The sequence below is a fragment of the Psychromicrobium silvestre genome (assembly GCF_013408295.1).
GTDB classification, from domain to species: domain Bacteria; phylum Actinomycetota; class Actinomycetes; order Actinomycetales; family Micrococcaceae; genus Renibacterium; species Renibacterium silvestre.
In genome coordinates this window covers 469,584-490,588 of the sequence record NZ_JACBYQ010000001.1, presented here as the reverse complement: position 1 = coordinate 490,588, position 21,005 = coordinate 469,584, and the positions used below count along the sequence as shown (strand labels likewise).

Sequence of the window (21,005 nt, the reverse complement as noted above, 5' to 3'; positions counted from 1 at the left end):
AGCTCTCAGCGAATCGGCGGCGGCAGATGCGCTTGTAGCCTTCGCTCCTCGGATCAGGGCCGTAGGGTGGTGCTGTGAGCAGATTTGACGACGACGCCCAACCCGGCAGCTTTCTGCCCGTCCCAGCCGCTGGGAATACCTCCGGCGAGCGGGTCACCGTGATGCTTGCGGCTTTTGAGGGCTGGAATGATGCCGGTGACGCGGCTAGTGATGCGCTGAAGTATCTGCACAAGCTGTGGGGCGCGCGCAAGGTGGCCAGGATTGATGCCGAGGAATACTACGATTTCCAGTTCACTCGCCCCGTGGTGAAACGAAATTCCGAGGGTGAACGCCGGGTGAAGTGGCCCACTACCAAGCTCTCACGAGTGTCCTTGACGAGCAGCCCGGTTGACGTGTTGTTTGTGCACGGCATTGAGCCGTCTTATAAATGGCGTTCCTACACGGATGAACTTTTGCAGCATGCGCAGCAACAAGGGGTTGATTGCCTGGTGCTGGTCGGTGCCCTGCTGGCCGATGTGCCGCACAGCCGCCCCATCCCGGTGACCTCAACGAGCGATGACGACCGGTTCAGGGAACGACTCAACTTAGAAGCACCGCAGTATGAGGGCCCTATCGGGATTGTGGGGGTATTGGCGGATGCCGCCGCCAAGCGCGGCTTACCCACCCTTTCACTCTGGGCGGCTGTGCCGCACTATGTGGCTCAGTCCCCCTCACCCAAGGCTCAGCTGACCTTGCTGCATCAGATCGAGGAGCTGCTGCAATCTCCTTTGGAAACGGCCGATATCGCCGAAGAGGCCGAGGCCTGGGAGCGCGGGGTTAATGAGCTAGCCGCCGATGATCCGGAAATTGCTGCCTACGTCCGACAGCTAGAAGAGGCCAAGGACACCGCAGACCTGCCCGAAGCCACCGGAGAATCAATCGCCCGTGAATTCGAGCGTTATCTGCGCCGACGCGGCAAGGACAAAAACTAGTCCCGTTGAGGCTTGAACCCCTGGAACCCTTAGAGCTGCACGCCTAGCAAGGCATCGACTGCTGCGACCACCAGCGCCGCATCGGCTTCGCTGTGCTGATTACCGGTTTGATTCCCGCGCCCAGAATCGCTTCTTGCCGCCCAGAGATCTACCGCGGCCAGAGCTTTCGGTGCGTTCAGGTCGGAAGCTAGGGCGGCTCGGATCTCCGCCAGTAAGGGTTCAGCCGAACCGGTTTCGACGGCGTTCAGCGCCTGCCGCCAATTCGCCAGCCGCCGTTGGGCTACCTGCAAAAGCTGCTCGGTCCAGAACCAATCGGAACGGTAGTGATTAGCCAAGACCGCAAGCCGGATCGCTGCTGGCTCCACACCGGACTGACGCAGCTTGGAGACCAGCACCAGGTTGCCCTTGGACTTACTCATCTTCTCGCCGTCCAGGCCCACCATGCCGGTATGGGCATAGAGCCTGGCCATTGGACGATGATTCAAACTCCAGGCATGCCCCGCACCCATTTCGTGGTGCGGGAAGATCAGGTCCGATCCCCCGCCCTGCACGGTGAAGGGGGCAGGCAGGAAGCGTCGAGAAATCACCGTACATTCAATGTGCCAACCCGGACGGCCGTCCCCCAGCGAAGCTCCGGGCCAGGATGGCTCGCCCTCCCGGGCTGCTCGCCAGAGCAAAGCATCGAGTGGATTCCGTTTCCCCGTCCGCTCCGGATCTCCACCGCGCTCCGCAAAGATCGGCAGCATCTGGGCTTCGGAGAGTCCGGAGATCTGACCCAGCCACCAAGCATCCGGGGCCGCATGGGAGGAGGAGGCTACGACGTCGAAATAAATATCACCGTCCGGCAGCGCATAGGCTAACCCCTCGGCGAGTAAGCGCTCTACCTCGGGAACAATCCACTCAATGGCTTCCACCGCGCCGATATAGCGCTCCGGCGGAAGGACCCTGAGCGCTTCCATATCGCTGCGGAACAGATCGGTCTGCGCCACCGCGAGCTCACGCCAGTCGATGCCGTCCCGCTCCGCTCGCTCCAGCAGCGGATCGTCCACGTCTGTCACGTTCTGCACGTAACGCACCTTCGCACCGGCATCCCGCCAAGCCCTGCCGAGCAGATCAAAGGCCAGGTACGTGGCCGCATGCCCCAAGTGGGTGGCGTCATAGGGTGTAATGCCACAGACGTAGAGACTCACCTCGCCCTGAAGGGGCACCGGTTGAAGCCGCTTACTGGCCGTATCGAAGAGCTCAAGTTGGCTCAGCCGTCCCGGCAATGAGGGCAGTTGAGTGTTTCCCCAGGCCCTCATGCGGAAATCACCGAGAAGCCGAGCAGTACGAACACCAGCAGGCCAAGGGCAATGCGGTACCAAACGAAAATTCGGTAGCTATTGGTCGAGATGAATTTCAGGAACCAGCCAATGATGAAGTAACCCACTACGAAGGCCACCACGGTAGCCAGTGCCGTTTCGCCGAAGCCGAAGGGGCCTTGCACGCCGTCGTGCTTCACGTAGACCTTGAAGAGCTCGTAGAAACCGCTACCCAGTACGGCGGGGATCGCCAGCAGGAAGGAATATCGGGCGGCTGCTTCCCTGGTATAGCCCATCAGCAAGCCAGCGGTGATGGTACCGCCGGAGCGGGATACTCCGGGGATCAATGCCAGGCACTGTGCCAGGCCGTAAATGATGCCGTGTTTCACGGTCAGTTGATCGATGCTGCGCTGGTGCTTACCCACCGCATCCGCTATCGCCAAGATGACGCCGAAGACAATCAAGGTGGTGGCGACAATCCAGAGATTTCGCAACGATCCCTCGATCGCGTTCTGGAAGAAGATACCAATCACGATGATCGGGATGGAACCCACGATCACCAGCCAACCCATCCTGGCATCCGGGTCGTTACGCGGCAGTTTTCCGATAATGGATAGCCACCAGTGCTTGACGATCCTGACGATATCCCGCCAGAAAAAGACCACCACGGCGGCTTCGGTGCCGAGCTGACTCACCGCGGTGAAGCCTGCCCCCGGGTCTTCTAAACCGATCAGTTTCCCGACGATGAAGAGATGAGCGCTTGAGGAAATCGGAAGGAATTCCGTCAAGCCTTGCACCAGGCCCAGAAAGGCAGCTTCTAACCAGTTCACGTAGATGACTTTATGCCATCGAAACCGGAGCACCCAGCACGTGACACTTTCTGCGGCACGTAAACTTGGCTCATGCAACAGCGATTTCTTGGCCACAGCGGCCTCCGCGTTTCCGCTCTGACCCTGGGCACCATGTCCTGGGGCACTTCCACCGATGAAGATCAGTGCCGTGAACTTCTACGGGGATATATTTCGGCGGGCGGCACCGTCCTGGATACCGCGATTAGTTACGGCGAGGGCAGCAGTGAGGCCATTCTGGGCGAGTTGATCGGCGATCTGGTAGCCCGGGCCGATCTGGTCCTGGTGTCCAAAGCGGGCATTGAGCGCCGCCAGGGTAGACGGATGGTGGATTGCTCGCGTCGCGGCCTACTTGCGGGCTTGGACGCATCGCTGGCCCGGCTCGGTACCGACTATCTCGATCTCTGGCTGGCCCACACCTGGGATCCGCATGTACCCCTAGAGGAAACCCTGGACACGCTGGATTACGCGGTCTCCTCGGGCCGGGTCCGTTATGCCGGGGTCTCGAACTATTCGGGCTGGCAGCTGGCCAAATCGGCACAACTGGTAGATACCCCTTTGGTTGCCGATCAGGTTGAATATTCCTTGCTCAATCGCAGCGCCGAGGCTGAGTTGGTGCCAGCCGCGGAAGACGCCGGCAGCGGGCTGATGTGCTGGGGCGCCTTGGGCCGTGGCGTGCTTACCGGAAAGTATCGGGGCCAGATCCCCGCTGACTCGCGAGGGGCCTCCGATCGTTGGGCCGGCTATGTCGAACCATATTTATCCGGCAAAGCCAGTCGGATCACTGAGGCTGTGCTGACCGCGGCAAAGGGACTCGATCGCGATCCGAGCGATGTGGCGCTCAGTTGGCTAGTGCAGCGTCCGGCTGTGGCCACCGCGATTATCGGCCCGCGTACTCCGGAACAGTTGCAAGCCGTTCTGGCTGGCACCCTAGAGGCGTTACCGGAGCAGATCGTGAGCGTGCTGGATGAGGTTTCGCTGGGTGCCGGAGCCGAACTGGGTTTGAACCGCTGAAACTCCCGCTTCAGCCGCGGACCGTTCTAGGACCGGTCGCTAGCCTTGAATCGGCTCTAGATCCTCGTCTTCATCGTCCTGCTCATCCTCGTCCTCTTCGTAGATCACCAAGGGCGTGACCTCACCGTAAGAGTCATAGAGCACTTCTTCATAAACTTCGAAAGCATCCGCGATCGCCAGATATGCTGCTTCCACCGAAGGATCGTCGTCACCGCGACGGGATACGGAGGCGGCAAGATGCTCCTCAAGCGCTGAGGTCAGGGACTGCAACGCGACACGCGGATCTATGCTCATATATACGACGTTAGCCCTTAGGGGCCAAAATGGGGAGTCATGGGAGAAGAATTCAGCTGGCAACTTCCGGGACGCAGCCCCAAAGAACAATCCGGATCGGTCCGTCGGGAGCGAGATTTCGCGCGGCAATACGAGTACTTAGTACTCACCGTAAGCGCCCAGGAATCCGTCAACGAGGCACGTCAGAGGCTGACCGAACACGCCGAGTACGGCAAGTGGGAGTTGCAGCGTAGCCGCTTGTACACCGGAGGTGCTCGGCAGTTCTGGTTGCGTCGGAAGGTGTTGCGCGTCGAGCGGACCGTCTAAAGTGCGGGTCCAAGCCAGGCTGTAGCTATGGTGTTCAATGCCGAATCTTCGCTGGAGGGGTGGAACTGCCCGGCTAGTACATCTCGGTAAAGTCTGCTCAGCTCGCTTCCGCTGAAATAACTTGCTCCACCGGCCACCTTAATCGCCAGGTCCACGGTTTCTCGGGCCGCCTCGGTGGTTCGAATTTTCAGTCCAACCAGGCTGGCAAACCATTGTTTGCCTCGATCCACCTCTTGATCAACATCTTGCGCTACCGCTTCGATCTGCGGGTAAATACCGTCCATGATCAACGCGGCCCTGGCCACCCGGGCTCGAACCAAGGGGTCCTTGGCCAGGCTCGCCTCATTTTTTAGTGAACGACGGCGGCGCGCGGCTTCCGCGGCCAGGTTCACCGACCGCTCCCCTATTCCGGCGTAGACGGAGGCGACCAGCGTCTCAAAGCAGGCGAAGATCGCGAAAATGAGCGGATCGGCGTTCGGGCCTACCGGCAGACTCCGGAATATCCGTTCCCGCGGAATCAGCACGCCGTCCAGCACGGTGCTATTGGATTGACTGGCCCGCATCCCCAGGGTGTCCCAGTCCTCCATGATGCGATAACCGGGGGTTTCCCGGTGGATGAACCCATGCACCAATCGTGGTTCGGGACCGCTACTGTCCTTGCCAAAAATGCCCAGCCGGGTCCAGGCTGGCGAAAGCGAGGTAAAGATCTTCGTTCCTTTGAAGCGGTAGCCTCCTTCCGCCGTCGGCTCCGCGACCGTAGTGGAATCGAAGAGCACCGAGTCATTGCCAGCCTCGGAGTTACCGAAGGCGAAAACCTCCCCTTGTTCGGCCTCGTCAAGCACGAATTGCAGCGAGTCATCACCGCGTTCCTTGAGCAATCTGGCCACCCCGGTCCAGACCAGGTGCATATTCACCGCAAGCGCGGTGGCCGGCGCCGCCGTGGCGAGGCGCTGTTGAGCTGCCGCCGCAGCCGCCAAACCGCCGTCGGGCTTGGTGAATAGTCTCAAATAGCCAAGCTCCTTGAGCTCCTCCAGGTCCTCGCTGAAGAAGCGGTTCTCGGCATCGTATACCGCCGCTCTTGCCCTGAAACGCTCCAGCAGTTCATCGCTGAGCAGATCAATCACTGTGGCTCCCTGTCTGGCTCAGTAGCTGCTCAGCAGCCGGTCCAAGACCCGGACGCCGAATTTGAGCGAGTCGGCGGGCACTCGCTCGTCCACGCCGTGGAACATCCCGGTGAAATCCAGGTCGTTGGGTAATTGCAAGGGCGCGAAGCCGTAGCCGGTGATTCCCAGTTTGCTGAGCGCCTTATTGTCGGTCCCTCCGGAGAGAGTGTAAGGCAGCACCTTAGCCCCGGGATCCTCGCTGTGCAGGGCATCAATCATGGAGTCGATCAGGTTCCCGGAGAATGGCACCTCCAGGTCCACGTCACGGTGTGCGTAACTGACCTCGACGCCGGCCCCGGCCAGTTCGCGGACGATCTCCAGCACCTTCTCTTGCTGGCCGGGCAGGGTGCGGGCATCGATCAGCGCTTCTGCCGTGCCCGGAATGACATTGTGCTTATAGCCGCTACGCAGCACGGTCGGGTTAGTGGTGTTCTGCAGGGTGGCACCAACAAAGCGAGCCACGGTGCCCAGTTCCTTGAGTAGTTCGTCCGGGTTATCCGGATCGAACTCCACTCCGGTCAGCTCGGTGACTCCGTCCAGGAATTGCCGCGTGGTCTTGGTCAGTTCCACCGGCCACTTGTACTCTCCGATCCGAGTGACCGCCCCAGCCAAACGGGTCACGGCGTTATCGGTATTGATCTGCGAGCCGTGCCCAGCGCGGCCGTGAGCCAGTAGCCGAAGCCAGGACAGGCCCTTTTCCGCGGTTTGAAGCAGATAGGTGCGTTGACCGCCGATTTCCGTTGAGTAGCCTCCGACCTCGCTAATTGCCTCGGTTGCGCCTTCGAAGAGCTCCGGCTTGTTATCCACCGCCCAGTGCGAGCCGTAGGTTCCCCCGGCTTCCTCGTCAGCAAAGAAGGCAAAGATCAAATCCCGCTCAGGGGTCCTGCCCTCGCGGGCCATCGAACGCAGCACGGAGAGGATCATGGCGTCCATGTCCTTCATATCCACGGCGCCGCGGCCCCAGATCAGCCCGTCCTTCAACTCGGCCGCGAAGGGGTCTACCGACCAGTCTTCCTTCTGAGCCGGCACCACGTCCAGGTGTCCATGTACCACCAGGGCACCCTTAGAAGGATCTTTACCTGCCATCCTGGCCACCAGCGACGTGCGACCCGGCTCCGACTCGAAGAGCGTGGTCTCCAAGCCCGCTTCCTCTATTAGCGCGGCGGTGTATTCGGCCGCCTTGCGCTCCCCCGGGCCGGTATTGTCTCCGTAGTTCGAGGTGTCGAAGCGGATCAGCTCCTGGCAGATTCCTACCACTTCGTCTTCGGCCTTGAGCTGTTCCATGCAGCACTCTCCTGTTACATTCGCCATCGGGGTATGCCTCTACCCTACTCACCCTACCGCCGGATGGATTCAGGTTTTCACGCCAAATCGTGCTATGGTTTTTCTCGCTGCTTTTGTGGCTTTTGAGGGGTTTGCGAACGTTTCAAAAGATGACAAAAGTCCACCTGCGCGGGTGGCGGAATGGCAGACGCGCTAGCTTGAGGTGCTAGTCCTGGAAACGGGGTGGGGGTTCAAGTCCCCCTCCGCGCACACAAGATGGTCCCGGCTCGTATATCGAGTCGGGACCATTGTTTTTGGGAGCTATTTCCCTCCTGCGCACCCGCTTCCCCTTCCGGCGCCCGTTTCCCCTTCCGGCGCCCGGCGCCCAGCCTTCGTCCAACGGCGTGAATCTGTTCGCGATAGCTCATTGACATCGCGATAGCCCACTGTCGCGGCATTAAGCTATCTCCAAGTCAGTGGACTATCGTGAACCAATTCGAGTGGCTGGCTCAGTCTCAATTCGCCCCACAAATTCCCGAACACCGCTAGCAGCGACTCCGGGTTGTCGACATTATTCTGATGATCAGCCGTCCGGTGTATAAGTCAGCAGTCCTTCCCTCGCCGGTGAATATTAATCCCACAACTACAAGGCACAACCCTCTAAAGAGTTATACCAAAGAAAAAGCCCTTCACCGAAGCTTGAAAATACATAATTCCATCGTTATGATCAGCTAACCGATTCGTCCAACCTCCGACTGGAGCTGTCTTGAGGTCATTAAAGTGGCAAACAGTCCGATGGCGACTTCTAGTCCTCGCTATCGCCTCAACGCTGGTCCTTACGGGTTGCCAAAACCCGGCGCTGCTGGATCAGAAAGCACACAAGATCACTGAAAAAATCGATCAGCTCAAGGGCGTCAAGAGTACGCATGTCTCTCTTACCGGTACCTACGGCACTGGTGCCGTTATCGATATTTTCTTCGATGAAAAGACCTCCGAAACGGATTTCCGACAAAGTTATAGCTCCGCCTTGGAACTAACTAAGACGAAGGACGATATTTTCATCAAATCGGTAAACTGGGGGACCATCGAATTTGACCCTTCCCTAGAGTTAGACCTCGATTTCATTTTTACGTTGAGAAAGATCCCAGGTTTTGAGTCCGCCACGGCTATTGGCAACCCCAAGATTAGTTATAAGACGCCGTTAGCCGCAGTCAATGCGGTCAAAATCTTAACCGATCGATACGACTTCGCCATGATGGGTGGTAGTAGATGGAGAATCGCTAGCCCCAGACGTGAGGGCCAAGCCTCGGTCGAATTGGATCCCCAGAGGCCCGAACTTGCCGCCATGGTTCCAGAGTTTCTCGCCTTGAGCGGAGTCAGCAAGATTCAGGCTAATTGGGGTGGCGGTATGACGGTTTACCTGCTATCGGACACCGATCCTCAGGCGGCAAAAAACCTAGCCACGGCCAAGATCGGATCGACATCGCTCGCCATTGAGGTTGAGGTGCTGACATATGTACGTTCCTCCTAAATCCAGGAGACACTGGCCTTCACTCGTAAACCGTTCGGACGGCTCATAGCGCCTGATGAATCGCATCTACGCCGACCCAGATCTCCGAGAAACTCGTGGAAAGCGGCGATAGCCCCAGCCGAATACCGTTCGGATTCCGGAAATCCGGGATGATGCCCTGCTCCCAGAGCTTGGCCGTCACTTCACGGAAACTCGGATGGTCCAGGGTGATATGTCCGCCACGCCACTGACTGTCCCGTGGTGAGGCGAGCTGCACACCCAGAGGCGCCAGCACGCCGTCGTACAGATCCGTTGCATAATCCGTCAAGGCAATGGACTTAGACCGCACCGCTTCGATGCCCACCGATTCGATTAGCGCGATCATGTCCTGTAGCGCCAGCATGCCCAAGATTGGTGGCGTGCCGGAGGTGAAGGCCCGAATACCCGCGGCGGGCTGGTAGTCCTCTCCCATCCGGAAAGGATCGTCGCTGCCCAGCCAACCCTGAATCGGTTGCCGTAGCGATTCCTGGTGTTCCCGGCGCACGTAGGCGAAGGCGGGCGAACCGGGGCCACCGTTGAGGTACTTATAGGTGCAGCCGACGGCGAGATCCACCTGCCAGTTATCCAACTGACTGGGCAGCACCCCGGCGGAGTGGCAAAGATCCCAGAGGATAAGCGCCCCGGCGCGATGTGCAATCTCGGTCAGCGCCGGAACGTCGGCGAGGTATCCGGAGCGGTAGGCGACATGGCTGAGCAGCACGAGCGCGGTGTGCTCCCCCACCGCGGCTTCCAGTTCGGCCGCCGTCACGCCACCTTCGTAGGCTGGGGTAATCCACCGCAGCTCCAGTCCGCACTCGGCGGCGATGCCTTGCAGCACGAATCTATCGGTGGGGAAATTCTCGGTATCCAACACGATTTCCCGACGATCCGGACGAGCGGCGACGGCGGCGCGGCACAGTTTGTAGAGCAGCACCGTGGTGGAATCCCCGATGGTGATCTGTCCCGGCGCGGCACCGAGCATCACTGCGCCCAGATCATCTCCGATGCGGGCGGGCAGCGTGAGCCAGCCTTCATCCCAACCACGAATCAGTCGGCTCCCCCACTGCTCGGTAATGAAGCTGCCGATCCGGTCGGCGCTAGCTTGTAAGGGCCGTCCTAGGGAGTTTCCGTCCAGATAGGCCACCAGGGCAGGATCGTCACTGCCGATAAAAGCGTCCCGGTGTTCCTGTAGAGGATCGGCGAGGTCGAGTTCTTGGGCGTAGTCGAAACTCAACGGTTCAGAGCTGCCGGGATTGCCCGGGGCAGGTGCTGCATTGGCGACGTCATTGGCGGAATCAGCATTCATGCCCTCATGATATTCCCTCCAAGCCACCGCACCATCCCCGCATCGAGCTAAAGAGATCTACATCTTTTCAGCGGGTTTTAAGATGCAGATCCCTTTCGCTCGGATTGCTCAAGATAGTGCCAGCGGGATCAAGATAGTGGATGAACGCTACCGGAGAAGTGCGGCTTACCGTTGCGTTGGTTCCAACCTTGAAAGGCCACCGCGCCGCGGCTCCCCAAAACGCCGGTCTCCGGAGCAACTGAATCAATAGGCTGCTCCTGAAAGCGCAGCGCCACCGTGCCCGGGATAAAGGTCGGCGTGGCAAAGCGAACATCCCAGCCAAAAGCATCCAGTCCGGCGGGCTTCGCATCGGTCAAAGCCCGCGAAGCCAGGTACATGCCGTGCGCTATCGCCCGTTTCATTCCCAGTGCCCTGGCGCTCAAGGAACTCAGATGGATGGGATTTATATCCCCGGAGACCGCCGCGTAGCGACGCCCTATATCGGAGCCCAGCGTCCAGCGAGCGTTAGCGTCGGGGGCAGTGAACTTCTCGTGTTCGGTGCCCTCCACCTGATCCAACCCAGCTAACCGCACTCCGCGAGACAAATAGGTCGAAACTCCGGTCCAGACCACGTCCCCGGCCTGTTCGGCACTCACTTCGACGGCGAGCTCAACTTGGGTGCCTACCCGGTGTAGGGCGGGATTCTGCGCCCAAACCCGAACCGCGAGCCGCTCGGCAGGATCAATCCGACGATGCTGCTGCACTCGATTTTCCAAGTGCACCGCACCCAGCAAAGGCAACGGGTAGCCGTCCGCGGACATCAGGGCAATGACGCTCGGGAAGGCCATAATGTGCACAAAACCGGCGGGTAGTTCGTCCCGGTCGCTACCGTGCATCAGACGATTGAAATCACGCAGCTGTTTTAGCTCGGCGCGCAGTCCGGACAGCCGGTACTCCACGGCCGGGAAACTCTTTCCCGACTTACGGATGCCGAGTGCGCCGAAGGCCGGAGCGGTTGCCGCCTTGGCATAGAGCTTGGATAGCACCGGCGGCTCGGACAGCTCAATAACCCGCCGCGATGCTCCGGCTTCCTGTCCTGTATCTTCAGCAGGCACTTCTTCAGAAGGCACTTCTTCGGCAGGCACTTTACTCACTGTCCGACCAGATTCTGCCCGCAAACCCGGAGCACATTCCCGCTGATCCCGCCCGCTGAGTCACTGGCCAGGAAGGCAATCGTCTCCGCAACATCCTCGGGACGTCCGCCCTGTTGCAGAGAATTGAGCCGACGCGCCACCTCGCGGGTAGCAAAAGGGATCTTCGCGGTCATATCGGTTTCGATGAAGCCCGGAGCCACCGCATTGATGGTGCCGCCGGCCGGAGCCAGCAGCGGAGCGGTGGCACGCACCATCCCGATTACCCCAGCCTTGGAGGCCGCGTAGTTGGTTTGCCCGCGGTTCCCGGCAATACCGCTGGTGGAAGCCACCGAGACGATTCGCGGAGCGCCCGAGCTGCCGTTGACCGAGTTGCCGTTGAATAGTTCAGAAGCTAGCAGCGCCTGGTTAATGCGCAGCTGAGCGGAAATATTGACGGCGATCACCGAGTCCCAGCGACCCTGATCCATATTGGCCAGCAGTTTGTCCCTGGTAATACCCGCGTTATGCACCACGATGTCCAAGCGACCATAGCGCTCCGCAGCGTGCGCCAGGATCCGTTGCCCAGCATCCTCGGCGGTGATATCTAGTTGCAGAGCCGTTCCCTTGACCTGATTTGCGACGGCGGCCAGATGATCACCGGCGGCCGGCACGTCGATCACCACTAACCGAGCACCATCCCGGGCCAGGGTTTTCGCAATGGCGGCACCAATCCCCCGCGCCGCCCCGGTGACGACGGCGACCTTACCTTCCAGCGGTCGAGTCCAGTCTGCGGGCTGCGCGCCGGAATCGCTACCGACGGTGAGGAACTGCCCATCCACAAAGGCGGAACGTCCGGAGAGGAAGTAACGCAGCGCACCCAAGCTGCTGACCGCCGTCGTACTCACCCCGTCCGCAAGCAGAATTCCGTTAGCGGTGGAGCCCGCGCGGAGTTCCTTGGCAAGCGAACGCAGAATGCCGTCCACCCCATTTCGCGCCGAAGCGACGGTGGGTTCCAGTTCCGCCGAGGCAGGTCGGGAAACGGTCACCAAACGGCCATTAGCGGCCAGATCGCGGAGCGAAGCGCCCACGGTACGGATCGGCTCGGAGAATTCCCTAGGATCGGAGAGTTCGTCGAGCACCAGGATGATCGCGCCGAGCTTCTGCTTTGGCGTGGCAACCCGGCGTACGTCGAGATTCCACTCCAGCAGCGAACTAGCCAAAGCTTCCGCGCCGGAGCTACTGCCCACCACCAGCACCGGGCCGGTGATCAAGGGCTCTTCGGGAGCGAAACGGCGCAGGATCGCTGGCTGCGGCAGGCCGAGCTTCTTAGCTAGGTCCTTTCCGAATCCTGCGGAGACGAACTGGGTGTACTTATCTGCTTTGAGCTGCGCCATTGTTACTTAGCCTCCGGAACATAGGCTTCCAGAATGGCTACTACGCCCTGGCCACCGGCGGCGCAAATCGAAATCAGGCCGCGCGCCGGACGTCCCTCTACCAGGCCCTTTTCGTACAGCATCTTGGACAAGCTGGCCACGATCCGGCCGCCGGTAGCCGCGAAGGGGTGCCCGGCCGCAAGCGAGGAGCCGTTGACATTCAATTTGCTGCGATCGATGGACCCGAAGGCACCATCGAGCCCCAACCGTTCGCGGCCAAAGGTCTCATCTTCCCAGGCGGCTAGCGTACTCAGCACGGTTCCGGCGAAGGCTTCGTGGATCTCGAAGAAGTCAAAGTCCGCCAGGCTCAGACCGTTCCGGGCCAGCAAACGCGGTACCGCGAAAGCGGGGGCCATCAGCAGGCCGTCTTTACCGTGCACAAAGTCGACGGCAGCCGCCTCGCCGTCGATCACCTTGGCCAGAATTGGCAGGTCCTTGGCGGTGGCCCACTCCTCGGAGCCCAGCAGCACTGTGGCGGCACCGTCGGTCAGCGGGGTGGAATTGCCTGCGGTCATGGTGGCGGCGTCGCCGAGGTTTTTGCCGAAAGCAGGCTTGAGTTTGGCGAGCTTTTCCAAGGTCGAATCTGCGCGCAGATTAGAGTCCCGGCTGAGCCCCTTGTAACCGGTCAGCAGGTCGTCGAAGAAACCGCGCTCGTAAGCGGCGGCCAGATTCTGATGGCTCGCCAAAGCGAGTTCGTCCTGCGCCTGACGGGTGATCTTCCACTCCGCCGTGGTGATCGCCTGGTGATCGCCCATCGAGAGCCCGGTGCGCGGTTCACCGGTGCCGGGCGCGCTCGGGGAGAGATCCTTGGGGCGCAGCTTGCTGAGAATCTGCAAACGCTGTCCGAGGGTTTTGGCTCGGTTCAGGTCCAGCAAGGCGGTTCGCAGGCCTTCGCTGACAGCAATGGGCGCGTCCGAGGCGGAATCCACGCCACCGGCGATGGCCGAATCGATCCGGCCCAGTTTGATCTTGTCGGCTAAGCCGAGCACCGTCTCTAGGCCGGTGGCACAAGCCATTTGCAGATCGTAGGCCGGGGTTTCCGGAGCCAGAGCGGAACCTAGCACCGTTTCGCGGGCCAGGTTGAAATCACGGGAGTGCTTGAGTACCGCGCCGGCAGCAACCTCACCGATCCGCTCGCCCTGCAAGCCGAAGCGGGCGATCAGCCCATCCAGCGCGGCGGTCAGCATGGAGAGGTTAGAGGCGTAGGTATAGGCACCACCACTGCGAGCGAAGGGAATCCGGTTACCACCAATCACGACGGCGTTACGCAGCGGAGCGGTAGCAGCACCGGCGGCTTTCTGGCGGGAATTGTTCTGAGCGGCCATGAAGGACTCCTGATTCGAAGGCGCGGGCGGAGACCCACCCGAGTGGATTACTGATACCTAGCGTACCTGATACGCTGGGTATCATGAACACCGCCCAGCTGATCGACGAGCCATCCGTAGATGGCCGCTCCGCGCGCTGGGCAAACCATCGCGAACAACGTCGGGTCGAATTGATTAAAGCGGCCCGCCGAGCCGTACACCGGCTAGGCCCGGACGCCTCAATGGAGGACATCGCGGCAGCCGCTGGAACCTCCAAGTCCGTTTTCTATCGCTACTTCGGGGATAAGGCCGGATTGCAGCAAGCGGTGGGCGATTTGGTGATCGGGCAAATGCAGGAGGCCGTGCTCTCCGCCGCGAAAACGGCTCGCAGCCCGCAGCAAGGTTTACAGAACATGGTTTCGGCCTATCTTCAGATGGCGCAGACCTCCCCCAATGTCTACGCTTTCGCCACCCAGAGCGGCTCCCCGCAAGGCTCCTCCAACCCGGCCCTTCCGGTACCCGATATCGGTCACGCCAGCGGGGCATTGGGTAGCTTCTTCGATGCGATCATCTCGATGGTGGCCACTCCCATGCGGGAGCACCTGGGCGGCACCGAAACCCCGCTGGCCAGATATTGGCCGACGGCGGCCATCGGCTTAGTGCGCACGGCGGGGGAATCCTGGCTCAATAGTGCGGCCAGTGGCTCCAACGCCCGTCCCAACGCCGAAGAGATGGCGGAACAGATTACTCACTGGCTTTTCAATGGCATTGAATCTCAACTCAAAACACCTGAACCCGGCAGTATCTCAAGGAAGAATGAAGGACTCCATGACTGAAACACACACCTCGGACGAGAGCATCAACGTTGCCGAACTCGGCGAGATCCTTTTGGGTCAATGGGCTGAAACTCGCAAGCTAGCTCGTGAACTTGCGGCTCTGCCGGATGTGCACAAGATCGAGGGACTGACCCATTTCGAGCATCGGGAGCGAGCCTTTGGCCAGCTCAAGTTGCTGGTAGATGCCAAGGCTGTGCATCGAGCATTTCCGAAGCGTCTGGGCGGCAGCGAGGATCACGGCGGTAATGTCGCAGGTTTTGAGGAATTGGTGACCGCCGATCCTTCCTTGCAGATCAAGGCGGGCGTGCAGTGGGGTTTGTTTGGCGCCGCGGTGATGCACCTGGGCAGCCAGGAGCACCAGGATAAATGGCTTCCCGGCATTATGAGCCTGGAGATCCCTGGCAGTTTCGCGATGACCGAAACCGGGCACGGCTCCGATGTGGCGTCCATCGCCACCACGGCGACCTACGACGAGGCCACCGAGGAATTCGTCATCCACACACCTTTCCGTGCGGCCTGGAAGGACTACATTGGCAACGCCGCGATCGACGGTCTGGCCGCCGTCGTCTTCGCTCAGCTCGTGACCAAGGGCGTCAACCACGGCGTGCACGCCTTCTATGTGCAGCTTCGCGATCCACAGACGCATGAGTTCATGCCCGGAGTCGGCGGCGAGGACGACGGCATTAAGGGTGGGCTAAACGGCATCGACAACGGCCGACTGCATTTCGACCAGGTTCGGGTACCGCGCACCAACCTGCTCAATCGCTACGGCAACGTCGATGCGGAAGGCAATTACAGCTCCCCCATCGCCAGCCCGGGGCGCCGTTTCTTCACCATGATTGGCACCTTGGTGCAGGGGCGTGTCTCGCTGGACGGAGCCGCCGTCGCCGCTTCCAAGGTCGCCCTCAAAATCGCCATCCAGTATGCCTCCGAGCGCCGCCAGTTCAACGCCAGCTCGGATACCGAAGAAGAGGTGCTGCTGGACTATCAGCGGCACCAGCGCAGGCTGTTCAGCCGACTGGCCACCACCTACGCGGCGAGCTTTGCACATGAGCAGTTACTCAAGAAGTTTGACGACGTTTTCTCCGGCGCGCATGACACAGACGAAGACCGGCAGGACCTAGAGACTCTGGCGGCAGCGCTCAAATCTCTCTCTACCTGGCACGCCTTGGATACCTTGCAAGAGACTCGTGAAGCCTGTGGCGGTTCTGGTTTCCTGATCGAGAACCGCTTTGCCTCACTGCGCGCCGATCTGGATATTTATGCCACCTTCGAGGGCGATAATACGATCTTGCTGCAGTTGGTGGCCAAGCGACTGCTGGCAGATTACGCCAAAGAATTCCGCAATGTGGACTTCGGGGTGCTGGCCCGTTTTGCCTTCAACCAAGCCGCCGATGTGGCGGTAAACAAGACCGGTCTACGCCAGGTGGCCCAATTCGTCGCCGACACCGGCAGTGTGCAACGCTCCGCTATCGCGCTGAAGGATGAAGAGAGCCAGCGGGCACTGCTGACCGAGCGGGTCGAGGCGATGGTGGCCGAGGTGGGCAATGCGCTCAAGGACGCGGCGAAGCTGCCGCAGGCCAAGGCCGCCGCGATCTTTAACCAGCACCAGGATGAGCTGGTTGAGGCCGCCCGAGCGCACGCCGAGCTGCTGCAATGGGAGGCTTTCACCGAGGGCTTGACCAAGGTTTCCGATCCGCAGACCAAGGAAGTTCTGACCTGGGTTCGTGACCTCTTCGGACTGGGCCTGATCGAGAAGCACCTCTCCTGGTACCTGATGAACGGCAGGCTCTCCATGCAGCGGGCACGCACCGTTGGCGACTACATCAACCGCTTGCTGACGAAGATCCGGCCACATGCTCTGGATTTGGTGGATGCCTTCGGTTACGGCCAGGAGCATCTGCGGGCACCGATTGCTTCCGGCGCGGAGAAGCTGCGCCAGGATGAAGCGGCCGATTACTTCCGGAAGCAGCGTGCCTCGGGCTCGGCCCCGATTGACGAGAAGATCCTGTTGCTCAAGCAGAAGCAAGCCAGCAAGAAGCGCTAAGGCCTGGTGCCGGAGACGCCTATCGAGCGGGCGTCCAGGAGATAGTTCTGCTGGACGCCCGCCGAGCGAACTCGCTGGGGATTTACAGCACGCTTTGATAGACCGCGATGGTCTCTTGCGCGATGGTGTCCCAGGAGAAGTGCTCCTTGGCGCGCACTCGACCGGCCTCCCCCATTTGCTTTGCCTTCGCCGGATCACTCACGACGGCGGTCAGCGCGGCGGCGAGGTCACGAACGAAGGTCTCCGGGTCCAGTGGCGTTCCGGTACCATCACTCACCTGTTCTAGAGGCACCAAAAGCCCGGTCACGCCGTCGTCGATCACCTCGGGGATACCGCCGGTGGCACTGGCTACTACCGCAGTGCCGCAAGCCATCGCTTCCAGATTGACGATGCCCAGCGGTTCGTAGATCGAAGGGCAGGCGAAAACTGTGGCCGTAGAGAGCACCTGGATGAGTTCCGCTCGTGGCAGCATTCGTTCGATCACCACTACACCATCGGCACCGCGGGCTTCGCGCAGCTCCTCGATCAGCCCGTTCACCTCGGCACCTAATTCCGGAGTGTCGGCTGCCCCGGCGCACAGCACCAGTTGGACCTCCGGTGGCAGCAGACGGGCCGCCCGCAGCAGATAGGGAACCCCCTTCTGCCGGGTGACCCTGCCCACCCACACCACGCTGGGACGGGAGGGATCAATTCCCAGCCGACGCACGCCGTCGACCGTTTCCGCTTCATCCTCAGCGGGCTGCCAGGTGAGCACGTCGATGCCGTTGTGCACCACTTTGACCTTGGCCGGATCGACTGCCGGATAGCTGCGCAGAATGTCCTCGCGCATCCCCGCTGAGACCGCAATAATGGCGGCCGCCGCTTCATAGGCAGTCTTTTCCGCCCAGGAAGAGAGCGCATAACCTCCGCCTAGCTGCTCGGCTTTCCAGGGTCGAAGCGGTTCCAGCGAGTGCGCGCTGAGCACATGCGGAATGCCGTGTAGCAAGGAAGCCAGATGGCCCGCCATATTTGCGTACCAGGTATGCGAATGCACCAGATCTGCGCCCTCAATGTCTGGCACAATGCGCAGATCCACCCCGAGGGTTTGCAGGGCCGCATTATCCCCGGCAAGATCGGCGGGCGTTTGGTAGGAGGAAACCTTGGCTCCGGCGTAATCCTCTGGGCGCGGCGCGCCGAAGGCCCGGACTCGCAAATCCAGCTGCGGTGCCAGCACTCTGGCTAGCTCCGCGACGTGTACTCCGGCTCCGCCGTAGATCTCGGGCGGGAATTCTTTGGTCACAATGTCGATGCGCATGCTCATACGGTAGTGCTTCCTCAGTTCGTGTTCTACTGTGAAGATGTTCGATGTGGAACTTATCACCCCGAATTTGGGGACAGGCGTGGAGGCATCAGGATGGCGGTAACGAAGGTTCTGGCTATTGTGTTGGCAGGTGGCGAGGGGAATCGGCTGATGCCGTTGACCACTGATCGGGCCAAGCCCGCAGTGCCCTTTGCCGGTGGTTACCGGCTGATCGATTTCGCTTTATCAAATCTAGTCAACTCCGGTTATCGGCAAGTGGTGGTACTCACGCAGTACAAATCGCACTCGCTGGATAGGCACATTTCCGAGACCTGGCGGATGTCGAATCTGCTCGGCAACTATGTGGCTTCAGTGCCCGCCCAGCAACGGGTGGGCAAGAGCTGGTTCCTGGGCAGCGCCAATGCGATCTATCAATCGCTCAACCTGATCCACGATGCTCAGCCCGATTATGTGGTGGTGGTGGGCGCCGATCACGTTTACCGGATGGATTTCTCCCAGATGGTTGATGCGCATATTGCCTCCGGGCTGCCGGTCACCGTGGCCGGAGTGCGGCAGCCACTGGAACTGGCTCCGTCCTTCGGTGTGATCGAAAGCGATCCGGCTGATCCGGCGAAAATCGCGGCTTTTGTGGAAAAGCCTGCTTCCACCGCCGGGCTCGCCGAGGATCCCAGCCAGTTCTTGGCCTCGATGGGCAACTACGTTTTCAACACCGAGGATCTGCTTCAAGCCCTGGAGCACGATGCCGAACGGCTGGACACCAAGCACGATATGGGCGGAGACATCATTCCTTATTTCGTGGAACGCGGCGAGGCCGGGGTCTACGATTTCAATCACAATGACATTCCCGGTGCTACCGAGCGCGACCGCTATTACTGGCGGGATGTGGGGACCCTGGATTCCTATTTCGATGCGCAGATGGATCTCATTTCGCCGCTGCCCGTCTTCAATCTGTACAACCTGGAATGGCCGATCTACACCCGGCAGTCCATTTCCCCGCCAGCCAAGTTGGTGCGCGGTGAATCCTTCCCCGGTACCGCTGAGGATTCCATCGTCTCCAATGGCGTGGTGATTTCCGGAGGAACAGTGACCGGCAGCGTGCTGGGGCACGATGTTTTTGTGGCCGAGGGAGCTGTGGTTGAGGATTCGGTGCTAATGGATAAGGTTTCCATTGGGCCCGGAGCCGTGGTGCGCAAGGCGATTCTGGATAAGAATGTGCGGGTTCCTGCCGGGGCGACCATTGGCGTTGATCCGGCGCAGGATGCTGCCCAGGGTTTCAAGGTGACAGAGTCCGGGATTACCGTGCTTACCAAGGGCCAATTGGTTCCCGAGGCGGCCACTCCTGCCGGGGGTTCGACGGCGACTGATGCCACGGTTGGTGGCTCGCCTGAGGTGGGGGCCGGCGTCGAAAGCGCTCCGGAACTTCAGTCCGATACTTCGCAGTAGCTGGCAGCGTCTAAAGTTGATGGGTGAGTAATACCGAAGATCTAAGCTCCGAGGACATTGAGACCGCGTTGCGCGTGTTGGGCAGCGTCCACCTGCTGGACGAGGAAGACCCGCGTTATGTTGCCGTGCGCCGAGCCACCGGCAAAATGTTCAAGGCGGTCAAGCGCCATCGCCGGGTGGTCAAGCGAGACGCTGTGGCCGAAGCGGATAAGGCCGTCATAGCACTGACCGCAACGGCCGCGCCGGACCGGATCGATGACGAGACTCGGGGCAATAAGCTGGCTTCCTCGGCGACGGGTGAGGTGGCGGGCTTCCTGCAACGCGCCCGGCCCTGCTACATCTGCAAGCAGCCTTATACCCAGGTGGATGCCTTCTACCACCAGCTTTGCCCGGAGTGCGCGGCCTTTAACCATTCGAAGCGCGACGCTCGCACCAACCTCAGCGGCAAGCGTGCCCTGCTGACCGGCGGCCGAGCCAAAATCGGTATGTATATCGCACTGCGGCTGCTGCGCGATGGCGCCCACACCACGATCACCACTCGCTTCCCGAACGATGCGGCTAGGCGTTTTGCGGCCATGGAGGATTCGGCTGAGTGGTTGCATCGTTTGCAGATCGTCGGTATAGATCTGCGCGATCCTTCTCAGGTAATTGCGCTGACCGATTCGCTGTCCGCCGAGCCGCTGGACATCTTGATCAATAATGCGGCGCAGACCGTGCGGCGCAGTCCCGGCGCCTATCAACCGCTCGTTGAAGCGGAGAACGCTCCCCTGCCGCCGTCGTTGAGCGAGGCTGCGGGCGGGCCCCGGCTGCTGACCTTCGGGCATGCGCACGATAAGCATCCCTTGGCTTTGGCTTCATCACTGGGCGAGCATCCTGTGTTGGCTGCGGACGCGCTGACCTCGCTCGCGCTTTCTAGCGGTTCGGCGTCCTTGGATCGACACTTATCCGGGACCGCTATTGACGCTGGCGGACTGATTCCTGACCGCGGGCACATCAACTCTTGGACTCAGGTGGTGGAGGAAGTTGATCCGCTGGAAATGTTGGAGGTGCAATTGTGCAATGTCACCGCGCCGTTCCTACTGGTGTCTCGGCTGCGCCCGGCCATGCGACGCTCTGCCGCGCGGCGGAAGTACATCGTCAATGTCTCGGCGATGGAGGGGCAGTTCGCCCGGGCTTATAAGGGGCCGGGACATCCGCACACCAATATGGCCAAGGCATCCTTGAACATGATGACCCGGACTTCGGCGGGCGAAATGCTGGAGAGCGACGGCATCCTGATGACCGCCGTCGACACCGGCTGGATTACCGACGAACGACCGCATGAAACCAAAATTCGGCTGGCCGAAGAGGGCTTCCACGCACCGCTGGACCTGGTGGACGGGGCTGCGCGGGTTTACGACCCGATCGTGATGGGCGAGGCCGGGGTGGATCTGCATGGGAGCTTCTTGAAGGATTACAAGGTGAGTCCCTGGTGACCGCAGCTAAGATCATTGACCCAAAGTTATCCATTGTCAT

Annotated in this window: 18 protein-coding genes and 1 tRNA gene; 9 read left to right on the top strand and 10 right to left on the bottom strand. The window is 60.6% G+C overall.

The window, feature by feature from the left end; genetic code table 11:
• Positions 1-74 precede the first annotated feature (74 nt).
• A complete protein-coding gene (locus FHU41_RS02360) occupies positions 75-971 on the top strand; it encodes a PAC2 family protein (RefSeq protein ID WP_425503227.1) in 897 nt (298 codons plus the stop codon).
• A gap of 29 nt (positions 972-1,000) precedes the next feature.
• Here the strand turns inward: FHU41_RS02360 and mshC are convergent, their stop codons facing one another.
• Together mshC and FHU41_RS02350 are read right to left on the bottom strand one after the other, a co-directional pair.
• A complete protein-coding gene (gene mshC / locus FHU41_RS02355) occupies positions 1,001-2,272 on the bottom strand; it encodes a cysteine--1-D-myo-inosityl 2-amino-2-deoxy-alpha-D-glucopyranoside ligase (RefSeq protein WP_179388040.1) in 1,272 nt (423 codons plus the stop codon).
• Positions 2,269-3,102, bottom strand: coding sequence for an undecaprenyl-diphosphate phosphatase (locus tag FHU41_RS02350; protein ID WP_179388039.1), 834 nt, complete (start codon positions 3,100-3,102; stop codon positions 2,269-2,271). Before FHU41_RS02350 ends, mshC begins: the two co-directional genes overlap by 4 nt.
• A gap of 72 nt (positions 3,103-3,174) precedes the next feature.
• On the opposite strand from FHU41_RS02350, the gene FHU41_RS02345 reads away from it, so the two are divergent.
• Entirely contained in the window at positions 3,175-4,134 is a 960-nt protein-coding gene (locus tag FHU41_RS02345) for an aldo/keto reductase (protein WP_179388038.1), read from the top strand.
• 39 nt (positions 4,135-4,173) lie between these two features.
• On the opposite strand, the gene FHU41_RS02340 is transcribed toward FHU41_RS02345, so the two are convergent.
• On the bottom strand, positions 4,174-4,428 hold the full coding sequence (locus FHU41_RS02340) for a hypothetical protein (protein WP_179388037.1): 255 nt from the start codon (positions 4,426-4,428) through the stop codon (positions 4,174-4,176).
• Positions 4,429-4,467: 39 nt separating this feature from the next.
• On the opposite strand from FHU41_RS02340, the gene FHU41_RS02335 reads away from it, so the two are divergent.
• A complete protein-coding gene (locus tag FHU41_RS02335; protein ID WP_179388036.1) occupies positions 4,468-4,734 on the top strand; it encodes a DUF5703 family protein in 267 nt (88 codons plus the stop codon).
• Here the strand turns inward: FHU41_RS02335 and FHU41_RS02330 are convergent.
• Together FHU41_RS02330 and FHU41_RS02325 are read right to left on the bottom strand one after the other, a co-directional pair.
• Positions 4,731-5,858: an acyl-CoA dehydrogenase family protein gene (locus FHU41_RS02330; protein ID WP_179388035.1), complete on the bottom strand. Its 1,128-nt coding sequence runs from the start codon at positions 5,856-5,858 to the stop codon at positions 4,731-4,733. The two genes, FHU41_RS02335 and FHU41_RS02330, sit on opposite strands and share 4 nt — an antisense overlap.
• A gap of 18 nt (positions 5,859-5,876) precedes the next feature.
• Positions 5,877-7,181, bottom strand: coding sequence for a M20/M25/M40 family metallo-hydrolase (locus tag FHU41_RS02325; protein ID WP_179388034.1), 1,305 nt, complete (start codon positions 7,179-7,181; stop codon positions 5,877-5,879).
• A gap of 166 nt (positions 7,182-7,347) precedes the next feature.
• On the opposite strand from FHU41_RS02325, the gene FHU41_RS02320 reads away from it, so the two are divergent.
• Together FHU41_RS02320 and FHU41_RS02315 are read left to right on the top strand one after the other, a co-directional pair.
• Positions 7,348-7,430 (top strand) — tRNA-Leu (locus tag FHU41_RS02320).
• 496 nt (positions 7,431-7,926) lie between these two features.
• Positions 7,927-8,691 carry a hypothetical protein gene (locus FHU41_RS02315; protein ID WP_179388033.1) on the top strand — a complete coding sequence of 255 codons (765 nt, stop codon included), beginning with the start codon at positions 7,927-7,929 and terminating at the stop codon, positions 8,689-8,691.
• A gap of 43 nt (positions 8,692-8,734) precedes the next feature.
• On the opposite strand, the gene kynU is transcribed toward FHU41_RS02315, so the two are convergent.
• The 4 genes from kynU to FHU41_RS02295 form a co-directional block, all read right to left on the bottom strand.
• Positions 8,735-10,015 carry a kynureninase gene (gene kynU, locus FHU41_RS02310; protein WP_179388032.1) on the bottom strand — a complete coding sequence of 427 codons (1,281 nt, stop codon included), beginning with the start codon at positions 10,013-10,015 and terminating at the stop codon, positions 8,735-8,737.
• Positions 10,016-10,143: 128 nt separating this feature from the next.
• Positions 10,144-11,124, bottom strand: coding sequence for a MaoC family dehydratase (locus tag FHU41_RS02305; RefSeq protein WP_343046224.1), 981 nt, complete (start codon positions 11,122-11,124; stop codon positions 10,144-10,146).
• A gap of 20 nt (positions 11,125-11,144) precedes the next feature.
• A complete protein-coding gene (locus FHU41_RS02300; protein WP_179388031.1) occupies positions 11,145-12,521 on the bottom strand; it encodes a 3-oxoacyl-ACP reductase in 1,377 nt (458 codons plus the stop codon).
• Positions 12,522-12,523: 2 nt separating this feature from the next.
• A complete protein-coding gene (locus FHU41_RS02295) occupies positions 12,524-13,885 on the bottom strand; it encodes an acetyl-CoA C-acetyltransferase (protein ID WP_179388030.1) in 1,362 nt (453 codons plus the stop codon).
• A gap of 83 nt (positions 13,886-13,968) precedes the next feature.
• On the opposite strand from FHU41_RS02295, the gene FHU41_RS02290 reads away from it, so the two are divergent.
• Together FHU41_RS02290 and FHU41_RS02285 are read left to right on the top strand one after the other, a co-directional pair.
• Entirely contained in the window at positions 13,969-14,700 is a 732-nt protein-coding gene (locus FHU41_RS02290; protein WP_179388029.1) for a TetR/AcrR family transcriptional regulator, read from the top strand.
• A complete protein-coding gene (locus FHU41_RS02285; RefSeq protein ID WP_246279410.1) occupies positions 14,693-16,747 on the top strand; it encodes an acyl-CoA dehydrogenase family protein in 2,055 nt (684 codons plus the stop codon). The genes FHU41_RS02290 and FHU41_RS02285 overlap by 8 nt, the downstream gene beginning before the upstream one ends.
• Before the next feature lie 82 nt (positions 16,748-16,829).
• On the opposite strand, the gene glgA is transcribed toward FHU41_RS02285, so the two are convergent.
• On the bottom strand, positions 16,830-18,041 hold the full coding sequence (glgA, locus tag FHU41_RS02280; RefSeq protein ID WP_179388027.1) for a glycogen synthase: 1,212 nt from the start codon (positions 18,039-18,041) through the stop codon (positions 16,830-16,832).
• 93 nt (positions 18,042-18,134) lie between these two features.
• On the opposite strand from glgA, the gene glgC reads away from it, so the two are divergent.
• Together glgC and FHU41_RS02270 are read left to right on the top strand one after the other, a co-directional pair.
• A complete protein-coding gene (gene glgC, locus FHU41_RS02275; protein WP_179389082.1) occupies positions 18,135-19,490 on the top strand; it encodes a glucose-1-phosphate adenylyltransferase in 1,356 nt (451 codons plus the stop codon).
• A gap of 23 nt (positions 19,491-19,513) precedes the next feature.
• Complete coding sequence (locus tag FHU41_RS02270; protein ID WP_179388026.1) at positions 19,514-20,965, top strand: SDR family NAD(P)-dependent oxidoreductase; 1,452 nt, start codon at positions 19,514-19,516, stop codon at positions 20,963-20,965.
• The last annotated feature ends 40 nt before the right edge of the window (positions 20,966-21,005 follow it).